Genomic DNA, 19,353 nt, shown 5'->3' with positions numbered 1-19,353 from the left:
TCAGCCGGGGAGCACCCCGTCGACGAACGCCCGCAACGCGGCCACCGCTGCGACCGACGCGGCGGTGTCCGGGTGGGCGTAGTGGAAGACGTGCGGCTGGTCGGGGTACTCGTCGTGCCGGACGTCGACCCCGCATGCCCGCGCCGTCGCGACCAGTGCACGGGCGTCGTCCCGCAGCACCTCGGTGGTGCTGTTCTGCACCGCGAGCGGTGGGCAGCCGGTCCAGTCGGCCAGGACCGGCGACACCCGCGCGTTGGCGGGGTCGTGCCCGGCCAGGTACATGTCGGCCGCCTCGGTCGCCATGGCGAGCGAGAACATCCGGTCGGTGTCGGCGCAGTCCAGGAAGCTCGGTGCGCCCACCCTGAGATCCACCCACGGGCACAGCAGCAGGCCGCCGGCGAAGACCGGCAGCTCCTGCTCCGGGCCGGCCGTCAGCAGGCAGGCCGCCACCCCACCGCCGGCCGAATCGCCACCGATCAGCAGCGGACCGTCGGCTAGGGTCCGGGCCACCGCCATGCCGTCCTCGATGCCGGCCGGGAACGGATGCTCGGGTGCGAGACGGTAGTCGACCGAGAAGATCTCCACCTCGAGCGCCGCTGCCAGGGCGGCGGTGAACGGTGCGATCGCGGCGGGCGAGCCGAGGCGGTAGCCGCCGCCGTGGAAGTACAGCAACCTCGCGCGGGGGAGAAGCGGGGTCTGGACCAGGACGGGCACCCCGCCGATGTGCACCGGGCGCCCGCTGACACCCGGCACCTCGGGACGCCCGGCCATCATCGATTCCAGCAGCCGTCGCTTCTCGAGCAGTTCCGGCGGGGCCGTCATGCCCGGTCCCCGCCCGCGGTCGGCAGCGGCGGCCGGCCGCCGATCTCCCGGGTGATGACCGCGGCGGAGTCCAGCATGCGGCCGGCGACCTCCGTCAGCTGCCTGCCCGGGATGTCGTCGAGGCCGTAGAGGGTGAGCGCGTACACCGCCGCCGCATCCCCGTCGAACACCGGGACCGCCAGGTTGGCCACGTCGTAGTGACGGTCCGGGTCCACGACATCCAGTCCGTATCCGTCGATCTGGTCCGGGATCAGTTGTTCCAACCGGCGGTGGGCGTCGGCATCGGGAACGGTGGACGAGGCATGCACGGTGTCGACGACCGTCTGCACCGGGACGTTCCGCAGGCCGATGAAGAAGCCGCGTCGCCGGGTGAGGTCCAGGGACGAGCGCAGTGCGACCTCGTGCTCCGACCGGAGATTCCCGAGCCGCCCCAGCCATGCGTCGACCGGCGGACCGGGGTGCCAGGCGAGGAAGACCTGCCCGAAGGGCGGAACCAACGGGATCCGTTGTCCCACCCATGATCCCCGGGACCGACCGTTCGGCCGGCCCTCCATGGCCAGGATCATGATGTCGTCGCCGACGACGGCGCTGCCCAGGCATTCCGACCCGAGGGTCGCGAGTCGTCGCAGCTCCGCGCGCGACGCCTCGATCACCGGATGCCGATCCGATGCCGCGTGGCCCAACGCGACGGCCGCCGGCCCGAGCGAGTAGGTGCGGTGCCGCGGGTGCCGCTCGAGGTACCCGGCATCGCACATGGCGAGCAGCACCGCGGACATCGACGCCGGGCTGACGTCCAGGGCCGAGGACAGTTCGGTGAGCGAGAAGACGCTCCCCGGACGCACTGTCATGTACGTCAGCACCGAGAGCGATCGCTGCGCGGAGAGTGCGGGCTTCATACGAGCGAGCTTTCTGTCCAGGCCCGGGCCAACGCCCTTCCGGTGGTCCGGGGCCGGTTGACCCCTTCGACGACCGACCCTACACTGGGATATATCGAAGCCCATTTCGATATTTCGAAATGATGGAGACGCAGTCGATGGTGATTCGTCTGAAGCGACACGAGTTCGACCACCCCCTGCCGCGGGTGGCGGTGATCGGCGGCGGCTTCTCCGGCATCGCCGCCGGGGTGGCCCTCCGCCGGGCGGGCCTGCCGTTCACGATCTTCGAGCGGTCCGCCGACATCGGTGGGACCTGGTGGGACAACACGTACCCGGGTGCCGAGGTGGACACCCCGTCGGTGCTCTACTCGTTCTCCTACGCGCCACGGGTGTGGAGCCGGACGCATGTCCGGCAGCGCGAATTGCTCTGCTACCTGGGCGATGTCGCCGACCGGTTCCGGATCCGCGAACACGTCCGCACCGGGACGGCGGTGGACCGGGTCGAGTGGGTGGAGGAGGAGCAGGCCTACCGTCTGACGTCGGGGGAGCGGGACCTGGGCGCGTTCCAGGTGGTGGTCAGCGCTGTGGGGTTCCTCAACATCCCGCGTTACCCGGAGTGGCCGGGGCTCGACGAGTTCGCCGGACTGGCGGTGCACACCAGCCGCTGGCCCCGCGGTCTGGACGTCCGCGGCAAGCGGGTGGCCGTGGTGGGCACCGGTTCGACGGCTGCGCAAGTGGTACCCACCATCGCGCCGGACTGTGCCGCATTGATGCTGTTCCAGCGGGAACCGGGGTGGGTGCTGCCCAAACTCGACCGGGACTACTCGGAGGCGGAGAAGGACGCCATGCGCTCACCGACGGCGCAACGGCTGAACCGGTTCGCGATGCTGTGGCGGCGGGAGAAGTCCCAGTACCGCAATGCCGGGTGGCGGCCGGGGACACCGCAGAACGCCGCGGCCGAGGCGACGGCCCGGAGCTACATCGGGACCACCTTCGCCGATCGCCCCGAGCTGGCCGGGATCGTGACCCCGGCCTACAGCTACGGCGGCAAGCGCCCGGTGCTGTCCGACGCCTTCTACCCGGCACTGCTGCGGCCCAATGTCTCGGTGGTGCCGCGGGCCGTCGACCGCGTCACCCGGGCCGGGGTGGTCGACACCGACGGGCAGGAGCACGATGTCGACGTGCTGGTGATGGCCACCGGGTTCCGCACGGACTTCGGCTTCGAGTTCGACGTGATCAGCCGGGACGGCCGCAAGCTGGCCCAGGTCTGGGACGGCGAGCCGTCCGCCATGCTCGGGCTGATGGTGCCGGACGTGCCGAACTTCTTCATGATGTACGGCCCGAACACCAACGGGGGAGCGATCGTCACGCACCTCGAGGCGCAGGCGTCCTACATCGCCCGCGCCGTGCGATCGATGGTGCGGGCCGGCGCCGACCGGATCGAGGTGCGGCGGCGGCCCACCGAGATCTTCAACCGGGTACTGCAGCGACGCCTCGCCGGCACGGCGTTCGCCACCGCGAACAACTACTACAAGTCCGGTTCCGGGCGGATCGTGACGCAGTGGAGCGACGGGGCGATCCTGTACGCGCTCGCCACCCGGCTGCTCGGGCGCCCCACCTGGAAGTACGGCGGGGCACCGCGACGCAGCCGGTGGCAGGACCTGACCCGGCTGGCCCACCGCACCTCGGTGCTCGCCCGCGTCGACACCGGTGGTGTGTGGACCACCGCCGACGAATGAGAACGATGTCAGTGCAGCAGTTTTCCGACCATTCCGAGCACCACGTCGACGAGGACATCACATGACGATCACCGATCCGGCATTGCCGGACACGACGACACCCCCAGTGACACCCCCACTGACACCGCCTGCCACGCCGGTCCGGGAGTGGCTCGCCGATTTCGCCCCGGCCGTGGCCGCCGCGGACGAGGGAGCCATCGCAGCCTGCTTCACCGACGGCGCGACGGTGCGCGACCTGCTGGTCCTCGAGTGGGACTTCACGAACCGGACCGGGGCGGCGGCGATCGGCGAACGGTTCGCATCCGCGCCGCGCGCCCGGGCGCTGGCCGACTTCCAGGTACGGATGGACGATCTCGGCGAACCCGAGGCCTGGTACGACGATGCCAGAGGGCCGTCGGCGGTGTCGGCGTTCATCGCCTTCACCACCGACGTCGGCAGCGGTGACGGGTATCTGCAACTGGAACAGGCCGAGGACGGCCGGTGGCTGGCTTCCGCCCTGGTGACCGAGCTCGTCGAGTTGTCCGGGCGTGGTGAGCGGATCGGGGCGAGCCGCCCCGCGGGCAAGCACCACGGCCCGGTCCGCGGGCGGCCGACCTGGCCGGACGAGCGAGCTGCCGACCAGGCGTGGACCGACCCCGCGGTCGTCGTGATCGGTGGTGGTCACAGCGGTCTGGCGATCGCTGCGCGATTCGGCCGGCTGGGAGTGCCGTGTCTGGTCCTCGAGCGGAACGCGGCCGTCGGGGACAACTGGCGCAACCGCTACGCCGCGCTGGCGCTGCACGACCCGGTCGGCGCCGATCATCTGCCCTACCTGCCGCTGCCGAGTACCTGGCCGAACTTCACCCCCGCCGGCAAGTTCGGCGACTACCTCCGCTCCTACGCCGACCTGCTGGACATCGCGGTGCTCACCGGGGTCGAGGTAACCGGTGCCCGCCCGTCGGACGAGGGAGGGTGGCAGGTCGACCTGGTCGACGCCGACGGCGGGACGAGGTCACTGCACCCGAGGCACGTGGTGGTGGCCACCGGCTTCAACAATCTGCCGGCGATGCCCGACATCCCGGGTCGGGAGGTGTTCCGGGGACAGGTGTGTCACTCCTCCGAGTTCGCCGGCGCCGCCGGTTGGACAGGGCGTCGGGTGGTCGTGGTGGGGACCGGGGTGAGCGGGCACGACATCGCCCAGGACCTCGCCGAGCAGGGGGTGGCGGACGTGGTCATGGTCCAGCGCGGTCCCACCTACGTGATCAATGCCGGGACCTTCCACCAGCAGTTCTTCGCCAACTACCTCGAGGGTGTGCGGCGCACCGCCGACGCCGACCTGATGGGTGCGGCGCTGCCGTTCGGCATGTACCCGGCATTCGGTCCCACTCTCGTCGCCGCCGCCCGGGAGCAGGACCGGGAGACGCTGGAAGGGCTGGCAGCAGCCGGCTTCCGGCTGGGGTGGGGGCCGAACGGTGAGGGCATCAACGGTCTCGTGTTCCGGGAGAACCGGACCGGCTACTACTACAACATCGGCGCCTCGGACCTGATCATCGACGGCAGCATCCGAGTGGCCCAGGGGCCGGTGACCCGCTTCTCGGCCTCCGGCGTCGTCCTGGAGGACGGCACGGAACTGGAGGCGGACCTGGTCGTCTTCGCCACCGGGTTCCGCTCCGCGAAGGAGTCCAGCCGCCCGCTGCTCGGCGATCTCACCGATGAGCTGCCGGAGATCTGCACGGTGGGGGAGGACCGCGAGTACACCGCCGTCTGGCGGGGCTGTGGCGTCCCGGGCCTGTGGTTCATGGTGTCCACCGGGATCTTCGCCAGTCGCTTCTACTCCAAGCACCTGGCGCTGCAGATCCTGGCCATCGAGGAGGGACTGACCGCCCAGGGTTGACGGGCGTGCCGGGTCAGCCCACCGGATGCCGCCGCGAGGTGAGTTGCAGCAGGACCAGACTCGCTGCCGCCACGCCGACGACGATCCAGAGCACCAGCTGCACCGGCACCAGAAGGGCGACCGCCGAGATGACCGACGGTGCCAGGAATCCGGCGTAGGCGACGGCGTAGAAGCGACCGGTGAGACCGGCCAGGTCCGCGGTGGTGGCGATGCGCTGCACCTCCTGCAGCGCCGAGACCAGGCAAATGCCCGCTCCCGCACCGATGATCACGTTCGCCACCACCCCGACGGCGAGCGACTGCAGGGCGATCGCCGGTGGCACCAGTGCCATGCCGACGGTCAGCGCCAGCAGCCCGGCGGTCAGTGCCCGGGCGCTGCGTTCGGTGTGCAGCCGTTTCGCGATCGGCTGCACCGCGCTGGAGGCACCCAGCGCGACACCGGAGGCCAGGGTGGCGAAGAGCAGTGCCCCCGACCCGGTCGCCTCCCGGAGCTGGGTCGGCAGGTAGCCGTAGCCGAGCGCATAGGCGACGAAGATCCACGGACCGACCAGCAGCACGACCCGCCGGAACCGGCGGTGGCCGGCGCTCGGCACCCGCAACTGCCGCCACCACGGGCCGGGAACACCGCCGCTGCGGTGGGTCTCGGGCGTGCGCAGCAGCACGACCAGGAACGGCGCGGCCACCAGGCAGTGCACGACGTACGGCAGCACCTCGGGCAGTGGCGCGAACTGCGCCAGCACGCCGGCCACGCAGGCCCCGCCGGCCGAGCCGAGCAGGAAGGCCAGCGAGGCCCGGCGGGCACCGGCGCCCGGCCGCGCGGACGGGTCCCACTCCGGATCGGACAGCTCCTTGATCCACGAGGTGCCCACAGCCACGGCCGCACCGACGGTGAACCCGGAGAACAATCGGCCCAGGGCCAGGAACTCCGGGCCAAGCTCGCCGAGCGCGAGCAGCGCGCTGCCGATCACGCCGGCGGCGACGCCGGCGATCAGCAGCGGACGCCGGCCGTGCCGGTCCGACAGCGACCCGGCCACCAACAGGGCCGGAGCCAGCCCGATGACGTACAGGCCGAGGAAGAGCGTGGTGGCGACCGTGGAGTAGTGCTCACGGTCCTCGTACATCACCAGCAGCGGGCTGAACTGGTTGCCGCCCCAGGACGAGACGACCACAGCACCCCAGACCCGCCACCACATGCGCCGGCGCACAGCAGCTCCGGCCCCCGTGACGGCCTGCTGCACCACGGCGCTCACAGGACCACCTTGTGCACCGAGATGTGGTGGTGCAGCAGAGTCCGGTACGCATCGGCGTCCCGGTCGCCGATGGCGGCCGCCAGCTGCCGGTGCTCGAGATACGCGGGTTCCAACTGCTCCGGGCGTACTCGCATCAGCTGGTGCCGCAGGCGCTGCTGCCGGTCGCGCAGCATGGCCATGAAGTGCGCGGCGATGGCGTTCCGCGAGGCCGCCACGACCGAGGAGTGCAGGTCGTCGTCGATGTCGACGAACCGCTCGACGTCGCCGTCGCGCAGGGCCCGCTCCTGCGCTGCGAGCAGTTCAGTCAGATGACCGACCAGGTCGGCGTCGTAGCCGGATTCGATGACCCGCGCTGCGGCCGCGGACTCCACGGCCTCCCGCATCTCCAGCACGTCGGCCGTCTCGCTCGGTGACATCGGTCGCACGACAGCGCCTTTGCGTGACTCGAGGACCAGCAGACCCTCCGTCGCCAGCCGCAGGAACGCCTCGTGCGTCGGCGTCCGGCTGACGCCGAGCGCTTCGCCGATCGCCAGCTCGCTGACCGCCGCGCCGCCGGCCAGTTCGCCGGTGAGGATCAGTCGTTTCGTGTGCTCGTACGCCCGCACCGCCGCCGACGGCGGAGGTGCGGTGCGCTCGGTAGGACCTGCCATGCCGCCAGCCTAACCCTTGCATGCAACGAAGCATGCAAGGGTTAGGTCGCGGCGGGCCGCCCGTCAACCGGCCGCGGCCAACAGTCCCCGCGCGACGGCGTCGTCGGTGATCAGGGAGTTGACCAGGCCGGAGCGCAGGACGGCGAGGATCGCCTTCTCCTTGGAGGCGCCGCCGGCGACGGCGATCAACTCGGGGATGTCGCGGAGTTGGTCGATCCCGACGGCGATCATCCGGTTCCTCATGTCGGTGTCGACCTCCTGCCCCTGCTGGTCGAGCAACGCTCCGCACACCTCGGCCTGGACGCCGAGCCGGGCGAGGTCGTCGCGCTCGCGGGGAGTCATCACACCGCGCAGCTGCGAGTTGGGCGGATCCCAACTACCGACCGCCACGATGGCCTTGGTGATGGTGCCGAACTGGTTGGTGGCGGCGGCGAGGTCGGGCTGGCGCAACAGTCCCGCCGCCGTGGTGGCATCCGGGAGGACGAGCGGCGCGAAGATCGGGTACGGGCGACCCCCGGACACCTCGCTGATCCTGCGGACGAGTTCCATGGAGTTGTCCATGTCGCTGCTCGTCACGCCTGTCATCTGGACGACCGGGCAGGCGGGGAGGGTGTCCAGGTGATCGGCGATGGCGGTCAGCGTCCGCCCCCAGCCGACCCCGAGAACATCGTCGCCGTCGAGGATCTCGCCGAGCAGTTGGGCAGCGGCCCGGCCGAGGTCCGCCCGCAGGTCGGCATCGTTGCCGGAGGTGGGGTGGACAACGAGTGCGTGCCGTAGTCCGAATCTCTCGCCGAGCTGCTCCGACAGGTCCGGATCGATGTTCGACGGGCTGGCGATGGTGATGGTGACGATCCCCTGGGCGAGGCAGTCGGCCAGGATCCGCGCGACCTTGAACCGGGACAGCCCGGTCCGTTCGGCGATCTGGCTCTTCGAGAGCTCCTCCAGGTAGTACATCCGGGCGATGGCGACTGCTCGGGTCAGTTCGGCGGGCCCCATCTTCGACCGTCCCCTCGTCTGCGCGGTGCGCGCCGTGCCGCGCTGTCGGAAGCATGCCAGCGCTGTCGGTCCCTTCGCAAGGCACCCCGCTCATCTGAGCGCCACGGCTCGGACCAATGGCAGGACGAAACATCAGTGAGCGCAGCGAATTCTGGCCGACAGCGGGAAGGTCTTGACCATGTTGGTGTAGCCGTCCTATCGTCTGCAACGATCAGATGAGAACTAGTGATGCTCAAATGAGCGGATAGGAGGTGGTCATGCCGGATCCCCGTGCCATGCGCGTCATCCCCGACGAGATCGCTCTCGCCACTGCGCGCCAGGTGCTGCTCGCGGATGCCGCGGCCGTGGCGTCGCTGCCCGATCAACTCGGCGACGACTTCCTCGATGTCGTCGACCTTCTGGTGCGATGTGCGGGCAAGGTGCTGGTCGCCGGGATGGGGACCTCGGGAGCGACAGCCAGGCGGATCGCGCACCTGCTGTCGGTGGGTGGCACGCCGGCGATGTTCGTCAGCGCCGCGGACGGGCTGCACGGCGGCCTGGGCGCGGTCACCGACTCGGACGTCGTCATCGCCATCAGCAAGGGCGGGGAGAGCGACGAGCTCAACGAGTTCGTCCGCCGCGCCCGGGAGCGTGGAGCCGTTGCGGTGGCGATGACCTCGGAGGCCGGGTCCGCGCTGGCCGCCGCGGCGGACCGGGTGCTCGTCACCCGGACCGACCCGGAGGCGGACTACGGCCGGATGATCGCCATGGGCAGCTCGCTGGCGAACTGCGCGCTGGGCGACGCACTCGCCGCCGTGACCATGGGCGTACGGGAGCAGGCGTGGGAGCTGTTCGCGCACAGCCACCCCGGTGGTGCGGTCGGCAAGCTGCTGACCGACCGGGCCACGGCGTAGCCGGGATCGACCACCGTGACAACGACGTTCGGAGGAGGTCGTACGAACATGACCCTCGACATGACCGTTCCCGCACCGAGACTGGAGCTGCGGAACATCGGGAAGAGCTTCGGGGCGGTGCACGCGCTGGCCGACGTCAGCTTCTCGGTCGCACCCGGCAGCATCCATGCCTGGGTGGGGGAGAACGGCGCGGGGAAGTCGACGCTGGTCGGTGTGGTGACCGGCCTGCTGTCCCCGAGCACCGGCGAGGTCCTGCTGGACGGCGAGCCCGTCGGGTACCGCAATCCCCGGCAGGCCCGGACCGCGGGCGTCGCGGCGGTGTACCAGGATCCGAAGCTGTTCGGTGACCTCGACGTCGCGGAGAACATCTTCGCCGGCGTCTACCCGCAGCGCCCGCGCGGCATCCTGTCCCGCGGTCGGATGCACCTGCGTGCCGAGGAACTCCTCGCCCGGCTCGGTGTCGCCCTGGACACCCGGGCGCCGGTGTCGTCGCTCTCCCTGGCAGAGGCCCAGTTCGTCGAACTGGCAAGAGCTCTCACCTCACCCACCCGACTGCTGATCCTCGACGAACCCACGGCGTCCCTGACGCCGGTCGAGACCGGTCGTCTCTTCGACGTGGTGCGCAGACTGCGGGACGACGGCACAGCTGTCGTCTGGATCTCGCACCGGATGGAGGAGATCGCAGCACTCACCGACACGGTGACCGTCATCCGTGACGGCCGCCATGTGGCCACCGCTCCGACCGTGGAACTGGACGACGAGACGATCGTTCGCCTCATGGTCGGCCGGGGGATGGACAGGCTCTTCGCCGCACCCGCTCCCGCCGACCCGGGGCCGGTCGCGCTGGAGGTCCGCGACCTCCGGTCCGACGGCGAGTTCGAGGACATCACCTTCGCCGTCCGCTCCGGCGAGATCGTCGGAATGGCAGGGATTGTCGGAGCCGGTCGGACCGAGATCGCCCAAGCTGTCTGTGGTGTCCGGCAGATCGACGGTGGCGAGGTGCTGATCGACTCGCGTCCGGTGCGCATCGGGGGGCCGGGACAGCTCGTCGCGCACGGTGTCGCCTACGTCCCCGAGGACCGCGACGTCGAAGGCCTCATCCCGTCGATGTCGGTGCAGCGGAACATCGCGCTGCCCAGCGCGTCCTCGCTCGCCCGGGGCGGCGTGCTGTTCGAAGGGCCGGAGACCGCCCTGGCGGCCGAGCAGATCACCGCGCTGGAGATCAAGACAGCAGGCCCGCGATCGCCGGTGTCCGCGCTGTCCGGAGGCAACCGGCAGAAGGTCGCGCTGGCCAGGTGGCTGGCCACCCGCCCACGCATCCTCATCCTCGACGAACCCACCCACGGCATCGACATCGGCACGAAGACACAGGTGCACCGGATCATCGAACGGCTGGCCCGCGAGGAGGGCATGGCCGTGCTGGTGATCTCCTCCGACCTGACCGAGGTGCTCGCCCTGTCCGACCGGGTGCTGGTCGTCGCCGGCGGCCGGCTCACCGCCGACCTCGCCCGCGGCGAGGCGACCGAGGAGACAGTGATGGCTGCCGCCACCGGATCGGCGACCGTCGGAGGACACCGATGACCGCCCCGGCGCGCTCACCACGACCGGTCCCCGAGGCCTCCGGCCCGAATCGTGGACAGGGGCTGCTGCGGGTCAGGTTCCTCGGCGTCGCGGTGTTCCTGGTGCTGCTGTGGGTGGTCTTCGCCGTCAGCGCCGACAACTTCCTGACCGCCGGAAACGCCCGCGCGATCCTGTTCGCCGCCGCAGTGCTGACCATCGCGGCCGCCGGCGAGGCCATGGTGGTGCTCACCGGGAACCTCGACCTCTCCGTCGGGTCCGTCATGGGCCTGTCCGCCTACGTGACGGCGGACATCTCCACCCACGTCGACGGCGGGCCGCTGCTGGTGCTGGTGGCGGTGGCGATCGGCGCCGTGCTGGGCCTGCTGAACGGTGCACTCGTCGCGCTGCTGCAGATCCCGTCCATCGTCGCCACTCTCGGCACCCTCTCGGTCTACCGCGGTCTGACGTACGTGTACGCGGACGGTCAGCAGATCACCTCCAACGAGGTGCCCTCCTGGTTCGGTGCGCTGGCCGGCGGTTCGGTGGCGGGCATCCCCAACCTGGTCCTGTTGGCGCTGCTGGTGGTGATCGGCGCCGCGGCGGCCCTGCGGTGGACGGTGCCCGGGCGGATGCTCTACGCCGTCGGGTCCAACTCCGATGCGGCCAGGTTCTTCGGCCTGCCCTCGGTGCGGGTGGTGTGGAGTTCGTACATCGTTGCGGGTGCCATTGCCGGGTTCGCCGGATTCCTCTACGCGGCGCAGGTCGGCACCGTCACCGTGGTCCTCGCCAGTGGCTGGGAACTGCAGGTGCTGGCAGCGGCGGTGATCGGCGGGGTGAGCATCTGGGGCGGTTCGGGCAGCATCGTCGGCGTCGCCCTCGGCGCGGTGGTGCTCGCCACCATCCAGAACGGACTGATCCTGCTCGGGGTGCAGGCCTACTGGCAGCTGCTCATCCAGGGTGCGGCGATCGTGCTCGCGGTGGCGGTCGATGCGGCGATCACCCGGCGGGCGGCCCTGCTCTCCCGTACCCGGCGCCGGGTCGCGGTGACGGCATGATCGCCCGGGCCAAGCGGATGCTGCTCCGCTGGGAGGTCCTGCTGGTGGTCCTCGTCGTCGCGGCCATGGCCTGGTCCGCGTCGCTGTCGCCCTACTACCTGTATCTCGACCAGATCCTCGGCTCCACCAGGTTCTTCGTGATCCCCGGCCTGATGGCGCTGGGCCTGATGATCGTCGTCATCCAGGGCGAGATCGACATCTCGTTGGCCTCCACGCTCGCGGTGGCGACCACGACCGCGGCGGTGCTCATGCACGCCGGTTGGCCCGCGCCGGCGACCCTGGCGGCGGTGGTCGTCATCGGCGGCGCCCTCGGCGCCGTCAACGGGCTGCTGGTGGCGAGATGGGGGCTGCCGTCGCTGGCGGTCACCCTCGGCACCATGGGTGCCTACCGCGGTCTCGCCTACATCATCGGCGGGCAGGAGGGGGTCTCGGACTTCCCGGACAGCTTCACCTGGCTCGGCGGCACCGACCTGGGGATCGTGCCGGCCTCGCTGGTGCTCTTCGTGGTCGTCGCCGTGGCCGTCGCCCTCCTGCTGCGGACGACCGTCTTCGGCCGGCACAGCTACGCAGTCGGCGCCGGCGCGAGAGCGGCTGCGTTCGGCGGGGTCCCGCTGCAGCGGACGAAGATCACCGCCTACCTGCTCGCCGGAGCGCTGGCCGGACTCGCCGGTTGGGTGTGGATCGGTCAGTACGCCTCGGCCAGGGCCGACAACGCCGATGGCGGAATCCTCTTCGTGGTCACCGCCGTGGTGCTCGGCGGTGTCGCGATCAACGGTGGGCGCGGCACGGTGCTCGGTGTGGTCCTCGCGCTGTTCCTGCTGGGCACGCTGTCCAACGGCCTGGGACTGGCCAACGTGGCCGGCCCCACCCAGACCCTGATTCTCGGCGGTCTTCTCGTCCTCAGTACTGCTGTACCGCGGGTCGTCGTGCTCGTCGGTCGTGCCCTCCCGTCACGGCGGACCAGGTCCGACGCGGTCGACCGGCCGCGTTCCGACACACGCCCCGACGCCGACACCGTCGGCACCCCGGTGACGCGGTCGTCCTGATCGCGTCACCGACCGGAATCCCATCGATGAAAGGACAACGGATGTCCGACCTGACCACGGCGGCAGTCAGCCGCCTCTCGACCCCCATCGACCGGCGCACCCTGGGGAAGCTCGCGCTGACCGCCGGTCTCGGCCTCGGGCTCTCGGCGTGCGGGGTGTCCAGCAAGGACGCGGTGAGCGCCGCCGCCGGGACCTCCGGTTCCGCCGCGGGCAGCGCCGCGGCGGGGGGCTTCACGCTGCTGGAAACCCCGAAGTGGACCGGGTTCCCGTACTTCGAGCAGGCACGCATCGGCGGCGAGGCCGCGGCGAAGGAGCTGGCGGACTCGTTCACCTATGCCGGCGCCGACCACCCGGACGCGAGCCTGCAGACCCAGACCCTGCAGAACTTCCTGACCCAGAAGCCGTCCGCCATCCTGGTGGCGGCGATCGACGGCGACGCCATCGCCTCGGTGCTGAAGAAGGCCCGCTCGCAGGGCATCAAGGTGGTCTCGTTCGAGGGCGACGCCGCGGCCGACGCGCGCGACATCTTCTGCAACCCGGTGGGCTACGAGCTGATCGCGACGACCGAGCTCGACTGCGCCCTGATGAACGACCCGGACGGCGGGAAGGTCGCGTTCGTCGCGGCATCCCCCACGGCGCCCAACCACAAGGCCATCATCGAGTACATGAAGCAGCACATCGCGTCCGACCCGAAGTACTCGAAGCTGACCGCGATCGACGACGTGCAGTACGCGAACGACGACGACGCCACCAGCTACAACGTCGCGGTCAACCTGATGCAGGCACACCCGGACCTGAAGTACATCGTGTCCCCGTCCTCGGTCAGCGTCCCCGCCGCGGCCCGGGCGATCGTGGCCAGCGACCGGTCCGGCCAGGTGTACGCCACCGGTCAGACGCTGCCGAACTCGGTGAAGGAGTTCATGAAGGACGGCAGCATGAAGGCCTCGATGATGTGGAGCCCGAAGGAACTCGGCTACATCGCCGTCTACGCCGCCCACCGTCTGCTGACCGGTGAGCTCACCGCCACCGAGGGCGCCACCTTCGAGGCGGGGACGGCGGGGACGTACACGGTGGGCAAGGACGGCGAGGTCGTCTACAAGAAGCCCATCGTGTTCACCCCGGACAACATCGACGAGTACGACTTCTGAGAACGCCTGAGCTTCTGAGAACCACTGAGCCTCACCCGGACATCGCCGGCCCGCCCCGGCACGAGAAGGAAGAGCACCATGAAACTGTCACTGTTCCTGGACCCGCAGGAAGGCATATCCTACGCGACGCTCCGGGAGGCCACGCTCGCCGCCGAGCGGCTCGGGTTCCACGGCATGTACCGCTCGGATCACCTGACCTCTACGGCGGACCATTTCGAGCGGGCGGCGAGCGAGGCGTGGAGCACCCTCGCCGGCCTGGCGAGGGAGACCTCGCGGCTCCGGCTGGGCACGTTGGTCACCCCGGTCGGGTTCCGCCACCCCTCGCTGTACGCCAAGATCATCAACACCGTCGACGAGATGAGCGACGGTCGGGTCGACGTGTCGATCGGCACCGGCTGGTACGCCCCGGAGCACCTGCGGCTGGGCCTGCCGTTCCCGGAGCTCCGCGACCGGTTCGACCAGCTCGAGGAGTACCTCGCCGTGCTGCACCAGCTCTGGGGTACCAGCACCGGCGGTGTCGAGGGGCAGCACTACCGGGTCGACGACTTCACCGTGGCACCCGCCTCCGTGCAGCGGCCCCGCCCGCGGCTGATCCTCGGCGGGCACGGACCCCGCCGGACGCCCAGGATCGCCGCCCGGTACGCCGACGACTACAACGTCGACTGGCTGTCACCGGAGGAGACCGGACGGCTCAACCGCAACGTCGACAATGCCTGCGCCGACATCGGGCGGGACCCGGCGGAGATCGAGCGCTCCATCCTGGTGGGTGCGGTGATCGCCGCCGACAGGTCCGACGTGGACGAGCGGCTTGCGCAGGCCGGGCGGTTCCTCGGGCTGGACGACGTCGGTGCCTGGCGGGAGAAGACCCGCGAGTCCTGGACCGTCGGCACCGCCGAGGATCTCGTCGTCAGACTGCAGGAGTACGCCGCCGTCGGGGTCCAGCACACGATGCTCATGCTCGCGCCCGGCGACGACCTCGACATCATCTCGCTGGTCGCGGATGTCGTGATGCCGGCCGTGGCCGGGAGCTGACGGCACCGGTGGCGTACACCCTGGGCGTGGACTTCGGCAGCGAGTCCGCGCGAGCCCTGCTGCTCGACCTGGAGGACGGGCGGGAGGTTGCCGTCGCGGAGATGGCCTACCCGCACGGCGTTCTGGACCGCGCGCTGCCGGACGGCGGGGCACTGCCGCCGGAGTGGGCGCTGCAGGATCCGGGGGACTACCTCGACACCCTGGTCGGGACGGTCCGCGACGTCGTCGCCGGCAGCGGTGTCGATCCGGCCGACATCATCGGCATCGCCACCGACTTCACCTCCTGCACGATGCTGCCCACGACCGCCGACGGCACCCCGCTGTGCCGGCTGGACGGGTGGTCGGCACGACCCCACGCCTGGCCCAAGATGTGGAAACACCATGCGGCGCAGTCACAGGCGGACCGGATCAATGATCTCGGGGAACGGCTCGACCGGGCCCGGTTGGCCCGGTACGGCGGCCGGATCTCGGCCGAGTGGATGGTGCCCAAGGTGCTGCAGATCCTCGAGGAGGATCCCGGGGTCGCGGCGGCCGCGGCTCGGTTGATCGAGGCGCAGGACTGGATCGTGTGGCAGCTCTGCGGGCACGAGGTGCGCAGCATCGCCGGGGCGGCCTACAAGGCGATGTACCTGTCGGACGGCGGCGGGTATCCGGCCGACGGGTTCCTCGCGGCGCTGCACCCGGACCTGCCGGCCCTGGTGCACCGCACCCTCGGCACCTCGTTCCACCGCCCCGGCGAGGCGGTGGGCACCCTCGCACCGGCGATGGCCGACCTGCTCGGTCTGTCCCCCGACACCGTGGTGGCCTGTCCGAACATGGACGCGGTGGCCTCGGTGGCTGCCGCCGGGGTCACCGGTCCCGGCGCCATGGTCATGGTCATGGGCACCTCGACCTGTGACTTCGTCCTCGGCGAGGACCTCGTGCAGGTCGAGGGGATGTGCGGGACAGCGCGGGACGTCGTCACGCCGGGACTGTGGGCCTACGAAGCCGGTCAGAACAGCGTCGGCGACATGTTCGGCTGGTTCGTCCGCGAGGGCATGCCGGAGCGGGACACGAGAGCCGCGGCGGAGGCAGGTCTCTCGCCGTTCGAGTACCTGGAGCTGTCCGCTGCCGGATCCGCACCCGGCACGCACGGTCTGACGGCGCTGGACTGGTGGAGCGGCAACCGGTCGGTCCTCGTGGACGCGGGCCTGAGCGGCCTCGTCATGGGGATGACGCTGGCCACCAGGGCATCCGACGTCTACCGGGCACTGCTGGAGGCGACGGCGTTCGGCACCCGTCGCATCGTCGAGGCCTTCACCGGTGCCGGCGTGTCCATCGACCGACTGGTCGCCTGTGGCGGGTTGCCCCGGAAGAGCCCGCTGTTGATGCAGATCTACGCCGACGTCACCGGCCTGCCGGTCGTCGTGGCCGGCAGCACCCAGATCCCGGCCCGCGGATCGGCCCTGCTCGCCTCGGTGGCCGCCGGATCGTCGGCCGGAGGACACTCCTCGGTTGCCGCGGCGGCCGCAGCCCTTGCCGCGCCCCCCGCGGCGGAATACCTGCCGCAGGCGGCACTTCGTGAGATCTACGACGAGATGTACGCCGACTACCTGGAACTGCACGACCATTTCGGCCGGCACGGCACCGATCTCATGCGGCGCGCGAAGGAACGTCGCCGCCGGGTGCTCGCCGATGCGTCCGAGGGCGGCTCGATCGATGCCGTCCTGGCCACGATCCCAGAAGGAGTTGTCAGCAGATGAGCTACCTGGAGCTCCGCCGGCAGGTGTTCGAGGCGAACATGGAGCTGCCTGCCCACGATCTCGTCGCGTGGACGAGCGGCAATGCCAGCATCGTCGACCGGGATCTCGGCGTGGTGGTCATCAAACCGACCGGGATCCGTTACCCGGAGCTGACCGTCGAATCGATGGTCGTGCTCGACCTGGAGTCCGGCAGGACGGTGGACGGGGCCTTCAAACCGTCGGTGGACACCTCCACCCATCTCTACCTCTACCGTCACGCCGCCGACGTCGGCGCGGTGATCCACACGCATTCGGTCTATGCGACGGCGTGGGCCGCGACCGGCCAGGCGATCCCACCGTGCCTCACATCGATCGCCGACAACTTCGGTGGACCCGTGCCGTGCGGGGACTATGTCGAGATCGGGGGTGACGCGACCGGCCGGGAGGTCCTCCGGGTCCGTGGCAACTCGCCGGCGGTCCTCATGCAGAACCACGGAGTGTTCTGTGCCGCAGCGGATCTGACCGCCACCCTCCGCGCCGCGATCATGGTCGAGGAGGTCGCGAAGACGGTTGCCGTGGCCAGGATGATCGGGCAGCCCATCGATCTGCCCGAGGACGAGGTGGAGCGCCAGCACGGATTCGCCCTCCACCAGGGCGGCCAGTCCGGCGCCCTCGAGCACGCGTGACCGTCGGACTGACAGGTCTGTTCGACGGGCTGCCGTCCGGGGCGACCCCGGCAGGCAGCCTCACGGGCGTCCCAGCAGGCCGGCGGATCACCGCTGCCGGCCTGCTGCGAGCCTCCGCGATGTGGACGCACATCGACGTGATGGACGTGCCGTTCGCCGGTCGCACCGGTGTTCCCGTCCACGAGATCGCCGCGCTGGTGGCGGTCTCGCACCGGGTGGACGTGCACCTGATGGTCGAGCGTCCGGACGACATGCTGTCCGCCGTGGCGGCCGGGGGTCCGGACCGCATCACCGTGCACCTCGAACGTCTCGCCGATCCGGCGGGCACCGCGAAGACGATCCGGGAGCTCGGTCCGTCGCCGTGGTTGGCCGTGTCCCCGGAGACATCACCGGTCGAGGTCGAAGCCGTGGCCCGCCACTTCGACGGCGTCCTGGTCATGCTCCTGACACCCGGCTCGACCGGAAGCGCCCGCACCGGACGGCTGCATATCGCGGCCCGGCTGTGCGGGCTGGGTCACGTCGGTGTCGACGGCGGAGTGGACGCGACCAACCTGCCGGACGTCCTCGACGCCGGTGTCGGGTACGTCGTCGCGGGTCGTGCGTTGATCCGTGTCGCCGCCACCGACTGAACCACGGGTTGCTGGGCGGTCGTCGGAAGGAGCGGTGGTCGCGCGAGATGCCCGAGGCAGCCAATGATGCGCGATCTCAGCGACCGGCCGGCGCGCCCCGCCCGGCTGCCAGCACGACGATCGGCGGCACCACCAGGACGACCGCGACCAGGGCGAGGGCGTTGAAGCCGATCCCGGCGGCGATCAGCCCGGCGGCCCCGGCGCCGATGGCTGCGGCGGCGTTCATGCTGGTGTCGGTGGTGCCTTGGACGAGGGGACGGACATGCGGGTCGACGGCGCCGCTGAGCAGGCTGGCCCCGGACACGGTGACCACCGACCAGGCCAGGCCGAGCAGGAACAACGCACCGGTGACACCACCGGCTGAGTCGCCAGCCATGAACCCGTTGACTGCGGCCGCGGCGAAGAGGGCCTGGCCGGTGAGGATGACCGGCCGGCTGCCGAACCGGTCGGCGCACCAGCCGACGAGCGGTGCGAAGGCGAACATCCCGGCGACGTGCACCGAGATGGTCAGCCCGACGACCGTGAGGGAGTGCCCGTGCCGGTGCAGGTGCACGGGGGTCATCGTCATCACGCCGATCATCGCGATGTGGGCGCAGATCATCGAGATGTAGGCGGTGCGCGCGGCCGGCGTGCGCCAGATGATCGGCAGGGCCTCCCGGAGGCGGGGGAGCGCGGGTCGGTCGCCGGACCGCGGACGGTCGAGTTCCCTGGCCAGGCGCAGCGGATCGGGCCGGAGCAGCGTGAGGACGACCACCGCCGCGACGACGAGCACGACGGTGGCGATCAGGAACGCGCCGGTCAGCGGTGGCCAGCCCATCGCCCCGGCCAGCGCGGCGCCGGGTGCGCCCATGTTCGGGCCGAGCACCGATCCGACGGTCCCGGCCCAGACGACCAGGGACAGCTGTCGGCCACGGCGCACGGGATCTGCGAGATCGGTGGCGGTGTAGGCGGACTGGACGCCAACGGAGGTGCCCACCCCCAGCATCGCCATGCCGGTGATCACCAGGACGAGGCTCGAGGCGAACGCCGCCACGGTCAGCAGGGCGGCCCCGACGGCGGCTGTGGTCCAGCCGAGGACGAGCGCCGGGCGGCGGCCGAACTTCAGCGAGAGCGTGGCCAGGGTGATGCCGGCCAGGGCGGCACCGACCGTCGATGCGGTGCGGGCGAGGCCGGATGCCGCCTCCGACCCGGCGACGGTGTCACCCAGCACGACACCGACCGACGGGCCGACGGCGGTGCCGATCGCGCCGACCACCTGCGCCACGACCAGCACCCGCAGGGTGCGGCGTTGGGTGGTCCGACGGCGCAGGTCCGTCGCTTCGACGGGAGTGCCGGTGGACGGGGCGGTCTCGGTCACGGTTCCTTCCGGTTCGGGGACG

At 70.8% G+C, this 19,353-nt stretch carries 17 protein-coding genes; 11 read left to right on the top strand and 6 right to left on the bottom strand.

Annotated features, from left to right (window positions below):
- Both GIS00_RS27000 and GIS00_RS26995 read right to left on the bottom strand, forming a co-directional pair.
- Positions 1 to 822, bottom strand: a complete 822-nt coding sequence (locus GIS00_RS27000; RefSeq protein WP_196073387.1) for an alpha/beta hydrolase — start codon at positions 820 to 822, stop codon at positions 1 to 3.
- Positions 819 to 1,718, bottom strand: coding sequence for an IclR family transcriptional regulator (locus GIS00_RS26995; RefSeq protein WP_196073386.1), 900 nt, complete (start codon positions 1,716 to 1,718; stop codon positions 819 to 821). Before GIS00_RS26995 ends, GIS00_RS27000 begins: the two co-directional genes overlap by 4 nt.
- Before the next feature lie 137 nt (positions 1,719 to 1,855).
- Here GIS00_RS26995 and GIS00_RS20410 point away from each other — a divergent pair, with 137 nt between their 5' ends.
- Positions 1,856 to 3,436: a flavin-containing monooxygenase gene (locus GIS00_RS20410; protein WP_196073385.1), complete on the top strand. Its 1,581-nt coding sequence runs from the start codon at positions 1,856 to 1,858 to the stop codon at positions 3,434 to 3,436.
- A 61-nt stretch (positions 3,437 to 3,497) separates the two neighbouring features.
- On the top strand, positions 3,498 to 5,309 hold the full coding sequence (locus GIS00_RS20405) for a flavin-containing monooxygenase (RefSeq protein WP_154770322.1): 1,812 nt from the start codon (positions 3,498 to 3,500) through the stop codon (positions 5,307 to 5,309).
- Between the two features lie 13 nt (positions 5,310 to 5,322).
- Here GIS00_RS20405 and GIS00_RS20400 read toward each other — a convergent pair whose 3' ends face one another.
- The 3 genes from GIS00_RS20400 to GIS00_RS20390 form a co-directional block, all read right to left on the bottom strand.
- Positions 5,323 to 6,558 carry an MFS transporter gene (locus GIS00_RS20400; protein ID WP_154770321.1) on the bottom strand — a complete coding sequence of 412 codons (1,236 nt, stop codon included), beginning with the start codon at positions 6,556 to 6,558 and terminating at the stop codon, positions 5,323 to 5,325.
- Positions 6,555 to 7,208, bottom strand: coding sequence for a GntR family transcriptional regulator (locus GIS00_RS20395; protein WP_154770320.1), 654 nt, complete (start codon positions 7,206 to 7,208; stop codon positions 6,555 to 6,557). Before GIS00_RS20395 ends, GIS00_RS20400 begins: the two co-directional genes overlap by 4 nt.
- A gap of 63 nt (positions 7,209 to 7,271) precedes the next feature.
- Positions 7,272 to 8,204: a sugar-binding transcriptional regulator gene (locus tag GIS00_RS20390; RefSeq protein WP_154770319.1), complete on the bottom strand. Its 933-nt coding sequence runs from the start codon at positions 8,202 to 8,204 to the stop codon at positions 7,272 to 7,274.
- Between the two features lie 257 nt (positions 8,205 to 8,461).
- On the opposite strand from GIS00_RS20390, the gene GIS00_RS20385 reads away from it, so the two are divergent.
- The 9 genes from GIS00_RS20385 (at position 8,462) to GIS00_RS20345 (ending at position 17,974) form a co-directional block, all read left to right on the top strand.
- Entirely contained in the window at positions 8,462 to 9,097 is a 636-nt protein-coding gene (locus tag GIS00_RS20385) for an SIS domain-containing protein (RefSeq protein WP_154770318.1), read from the top strand.
- 48 nt (positions 9,098 to 9,145) lie between these two features.
- Positions 9,146 to 10,678, top strand: coding sequence for a sugar ABC transporter ATP-binding protein (locus GIS00_RS20380; RefSeq protein WP_154770317.1), 1,533 nt, complete (start codon positions 9,146 to 9,148; stop codon positions 10,676 to 10,678).
- Positions 10,675 to 11,712 (top strand): ABC transporter permease, encoded by a 1,038-nt coding sequence (locus tag GIS00_RS20375; protein WP_154770316.1) that lies wholly within the window; start codon positions 10,675 to 10,677, stop codon positions 11,710 to 11,712. The genes GIS00_RS20380 and GIS00_RS20375 overlap by 4 nt, the downstream gene beginning before the upstream one ends.
- On the top strand, positions 11,709 to 12,758 hold the full coding sequence (locus tag GIS00_RS20370; RefSeq protein ID WP_154770315.1) for an ABC transporter permease: 1,050 nt from the start codon (positions 11,709 to 11,711) through the stop codon (positions 12,756 to 12,758). The genes GIS00_RS20375 and GIS00_RS20370 overlap by 4 nt, the downstream gene beginning before the upstream one ends.
- Positions 12,759 to 12,799: 41 nt before the next feature.
- On the top strand, positions 12,800 to 13,906 hold the full coding sequence (locus tag GIS00_RS20365; protein WP_196073384.1) for an autoinducer 2 ABC transporter substrate-binding protein: 1,107 nt from the start codon (positions 12,800 to 12,802) through the stop codon (positions 13,904 to 13,906).
- A gap of 78 nt (positions 13,907 to 13,984) precedes the next feature.
- A complete protein-coding gene (locus GIS00_RS20360; RefSeq protein WP_154770313.1) occupies positions 13,985 to 14,938 on the top strand; it encodes a TIGR03560 family F420-dependent LLM class oxidoreductase in 954 nt (317 codons plus the stop codon).
- 8 nt (positions 14,939 to 14,946) lie between these two features.
- Entirely contained in the window at positions 14,947 to 16,680 is a 1,734-nt protein-coding gene (locus tag GIS00_RS20355) for a ribulokinase (protein WP_322098207.1), read from the top strand.
- Positions 16,677 to 17,345: an L-ribulose-5-phosphate 4-epimerase gene (locus GIS00_RS20350; protein ID WP_154770312.1), complete on the top strand. Its 669-nt coding sequence runs from the start codon at positions 16,677 to 16,679 to the stop codon at positions 17,343 to 17,345. Before GIS00_RS20355 ends, GIS00_RS20350 begins: the two co-directional genes overlap by 4 nt.
- On the top strand, positions 17,342 to 17,974 hold the full coding sequence (locus GIS00_RS20345; protein ID WP_154770311.1) for a beta/alpha barrel domain-containing protein: 633 nt from the start codon (positions 17,342 to 17,344) through the stop codon (positions 17,972 to 17,974). Before GIS00_RS20350 ends, GIS00_RS20345 begins: the two co-directional genes overlap by 4 nt.
- A gap of 76 nt (positions 17,975 to 18,050) precedes the next feature.
- Here GIS00_RS20345 and GIS00_RS20340 read toward each other — a convergent pair whose 3' ends face one another.
- Complete coding sequence (locus GIS00_RS20340; protein WP_196073383.1) at positions 18,051 to 19,331, bottom strand: MFS transporter; 1,281 nt, start codon at positions 19,329 to 19,331, stop codon at positions 18,051 to 18,053.
- Positions 19,332 to 19,353: the final 22 nt, after the last annotated feature.

This window comes from Nakamurella alba, from assembly GCF_009707545.1.
Lineage (GTDB): Bacteria > Actinomycetota > Actinomycetes > Mycobacteriales > Nakamurellaceae > Nakamurella > Nakamurella alba.
The sequence above is the reverse complement of the archived record's forward strand: the minus strand, read 5'-3'. Positions and strand labels throughout refer to the sequence as shown.

Excerpts from the sequence above, each read along its gene's own strand:
- GIS00_RS27000 (WP_196073387.1), bottom strand. The coding sequence starts at position 822 with ATGACGGCCCCGCCGGAACTGCTCGAGAAGCGACGGCTGCTGGAATCG.
- GIS00_RS26995 (WP_196073386.1), bottom strand. The coding sequence starts at position 1,718 with ATGAAGCCCGCACTCTCCGCGCAGCGATCGCTCTCGGTGCTGACGTAC.
- GIS00_RS20410 (WP_196073385.1), top strand. The coding sequence starts at position 1,856 with ATGGTGATTCGTCTGAAGCGACACGAGTTCGACCACCCCCTGCCGCGG.
- GIS00_RS20405 (WP_154770322.1), top strand. The coding sequence starts at position 3,498 with ATGACGATCACCGATCCGGCATTGCCGGACACGACGACACCCCCAGTG.
- GIS00_RS20395 (WP_154770320.1), bottom strand. The coding sequence starts at position 7,208 with ATGGCAGGTCCTACCGAGCGCACCGCACCTCCGCCGTCGGCGGCGGTG.
- GIS00_RS20390 (WP_154770319.1), bottom strand. The coding sequence starts at position 8,204 with ATGGGGCCCGCCGAACTGACCCGAGCAGTCGCCATCGCCCGGATGTAC.
- GIS00_RS20385 (WP_154770318.1), top strand. The coding sequence starts at position 8,462 with ATGCCGGATCCCCGTGCCATGCGCGTCATCCCCGACGAGATCGCTCTC.
- GIS00_RS20380 (WP_154770317.1), top strand. The coding sequence starts at position 9,146 with ATGACCCTCGACATGACCGTTCCCGCACCGAGACTGGAGCTGCGGAAC.
- GIS00_RS20375 (WP_154770316.1), top strand. The coding sequence starts at position 10,675 with ATGACCGCCCCGGCGCGCTCACCACGACCGGTCCCCGAGGCCTCCGGC.
- GIS00_RS20370 (WP_154770315.1), top strand. The coding sequence starts at position 11,709 with ATGATCGCCCGGGCCAAGCGGATGCTGCTCCGCTGGGAGGTCCTGCTG.
- GIS00_RS20365 (WP_196073384.1), top strand. The coding sequence starts at position 12,800 with ATGTCCGACCTGACCACGGCGGCAGTCAGCCGCCTCTCGACCCCCATC.
- GIS00_RS20360 (WP_154770313.1), top strand. The coding sequence starts at position 13,985 with ATGAAACTGTCACTGTTCCTGGACCCGCAGGAAGGCATATCCTACGCG.
- GIS00_RS20350 (WP_154770312.1), top strand. The coding sequence starts at position 16,677 with ATGAGCTACCTGGAGCTCCGCCGGCAGGTGTTCGAGGCGAACATGGAG.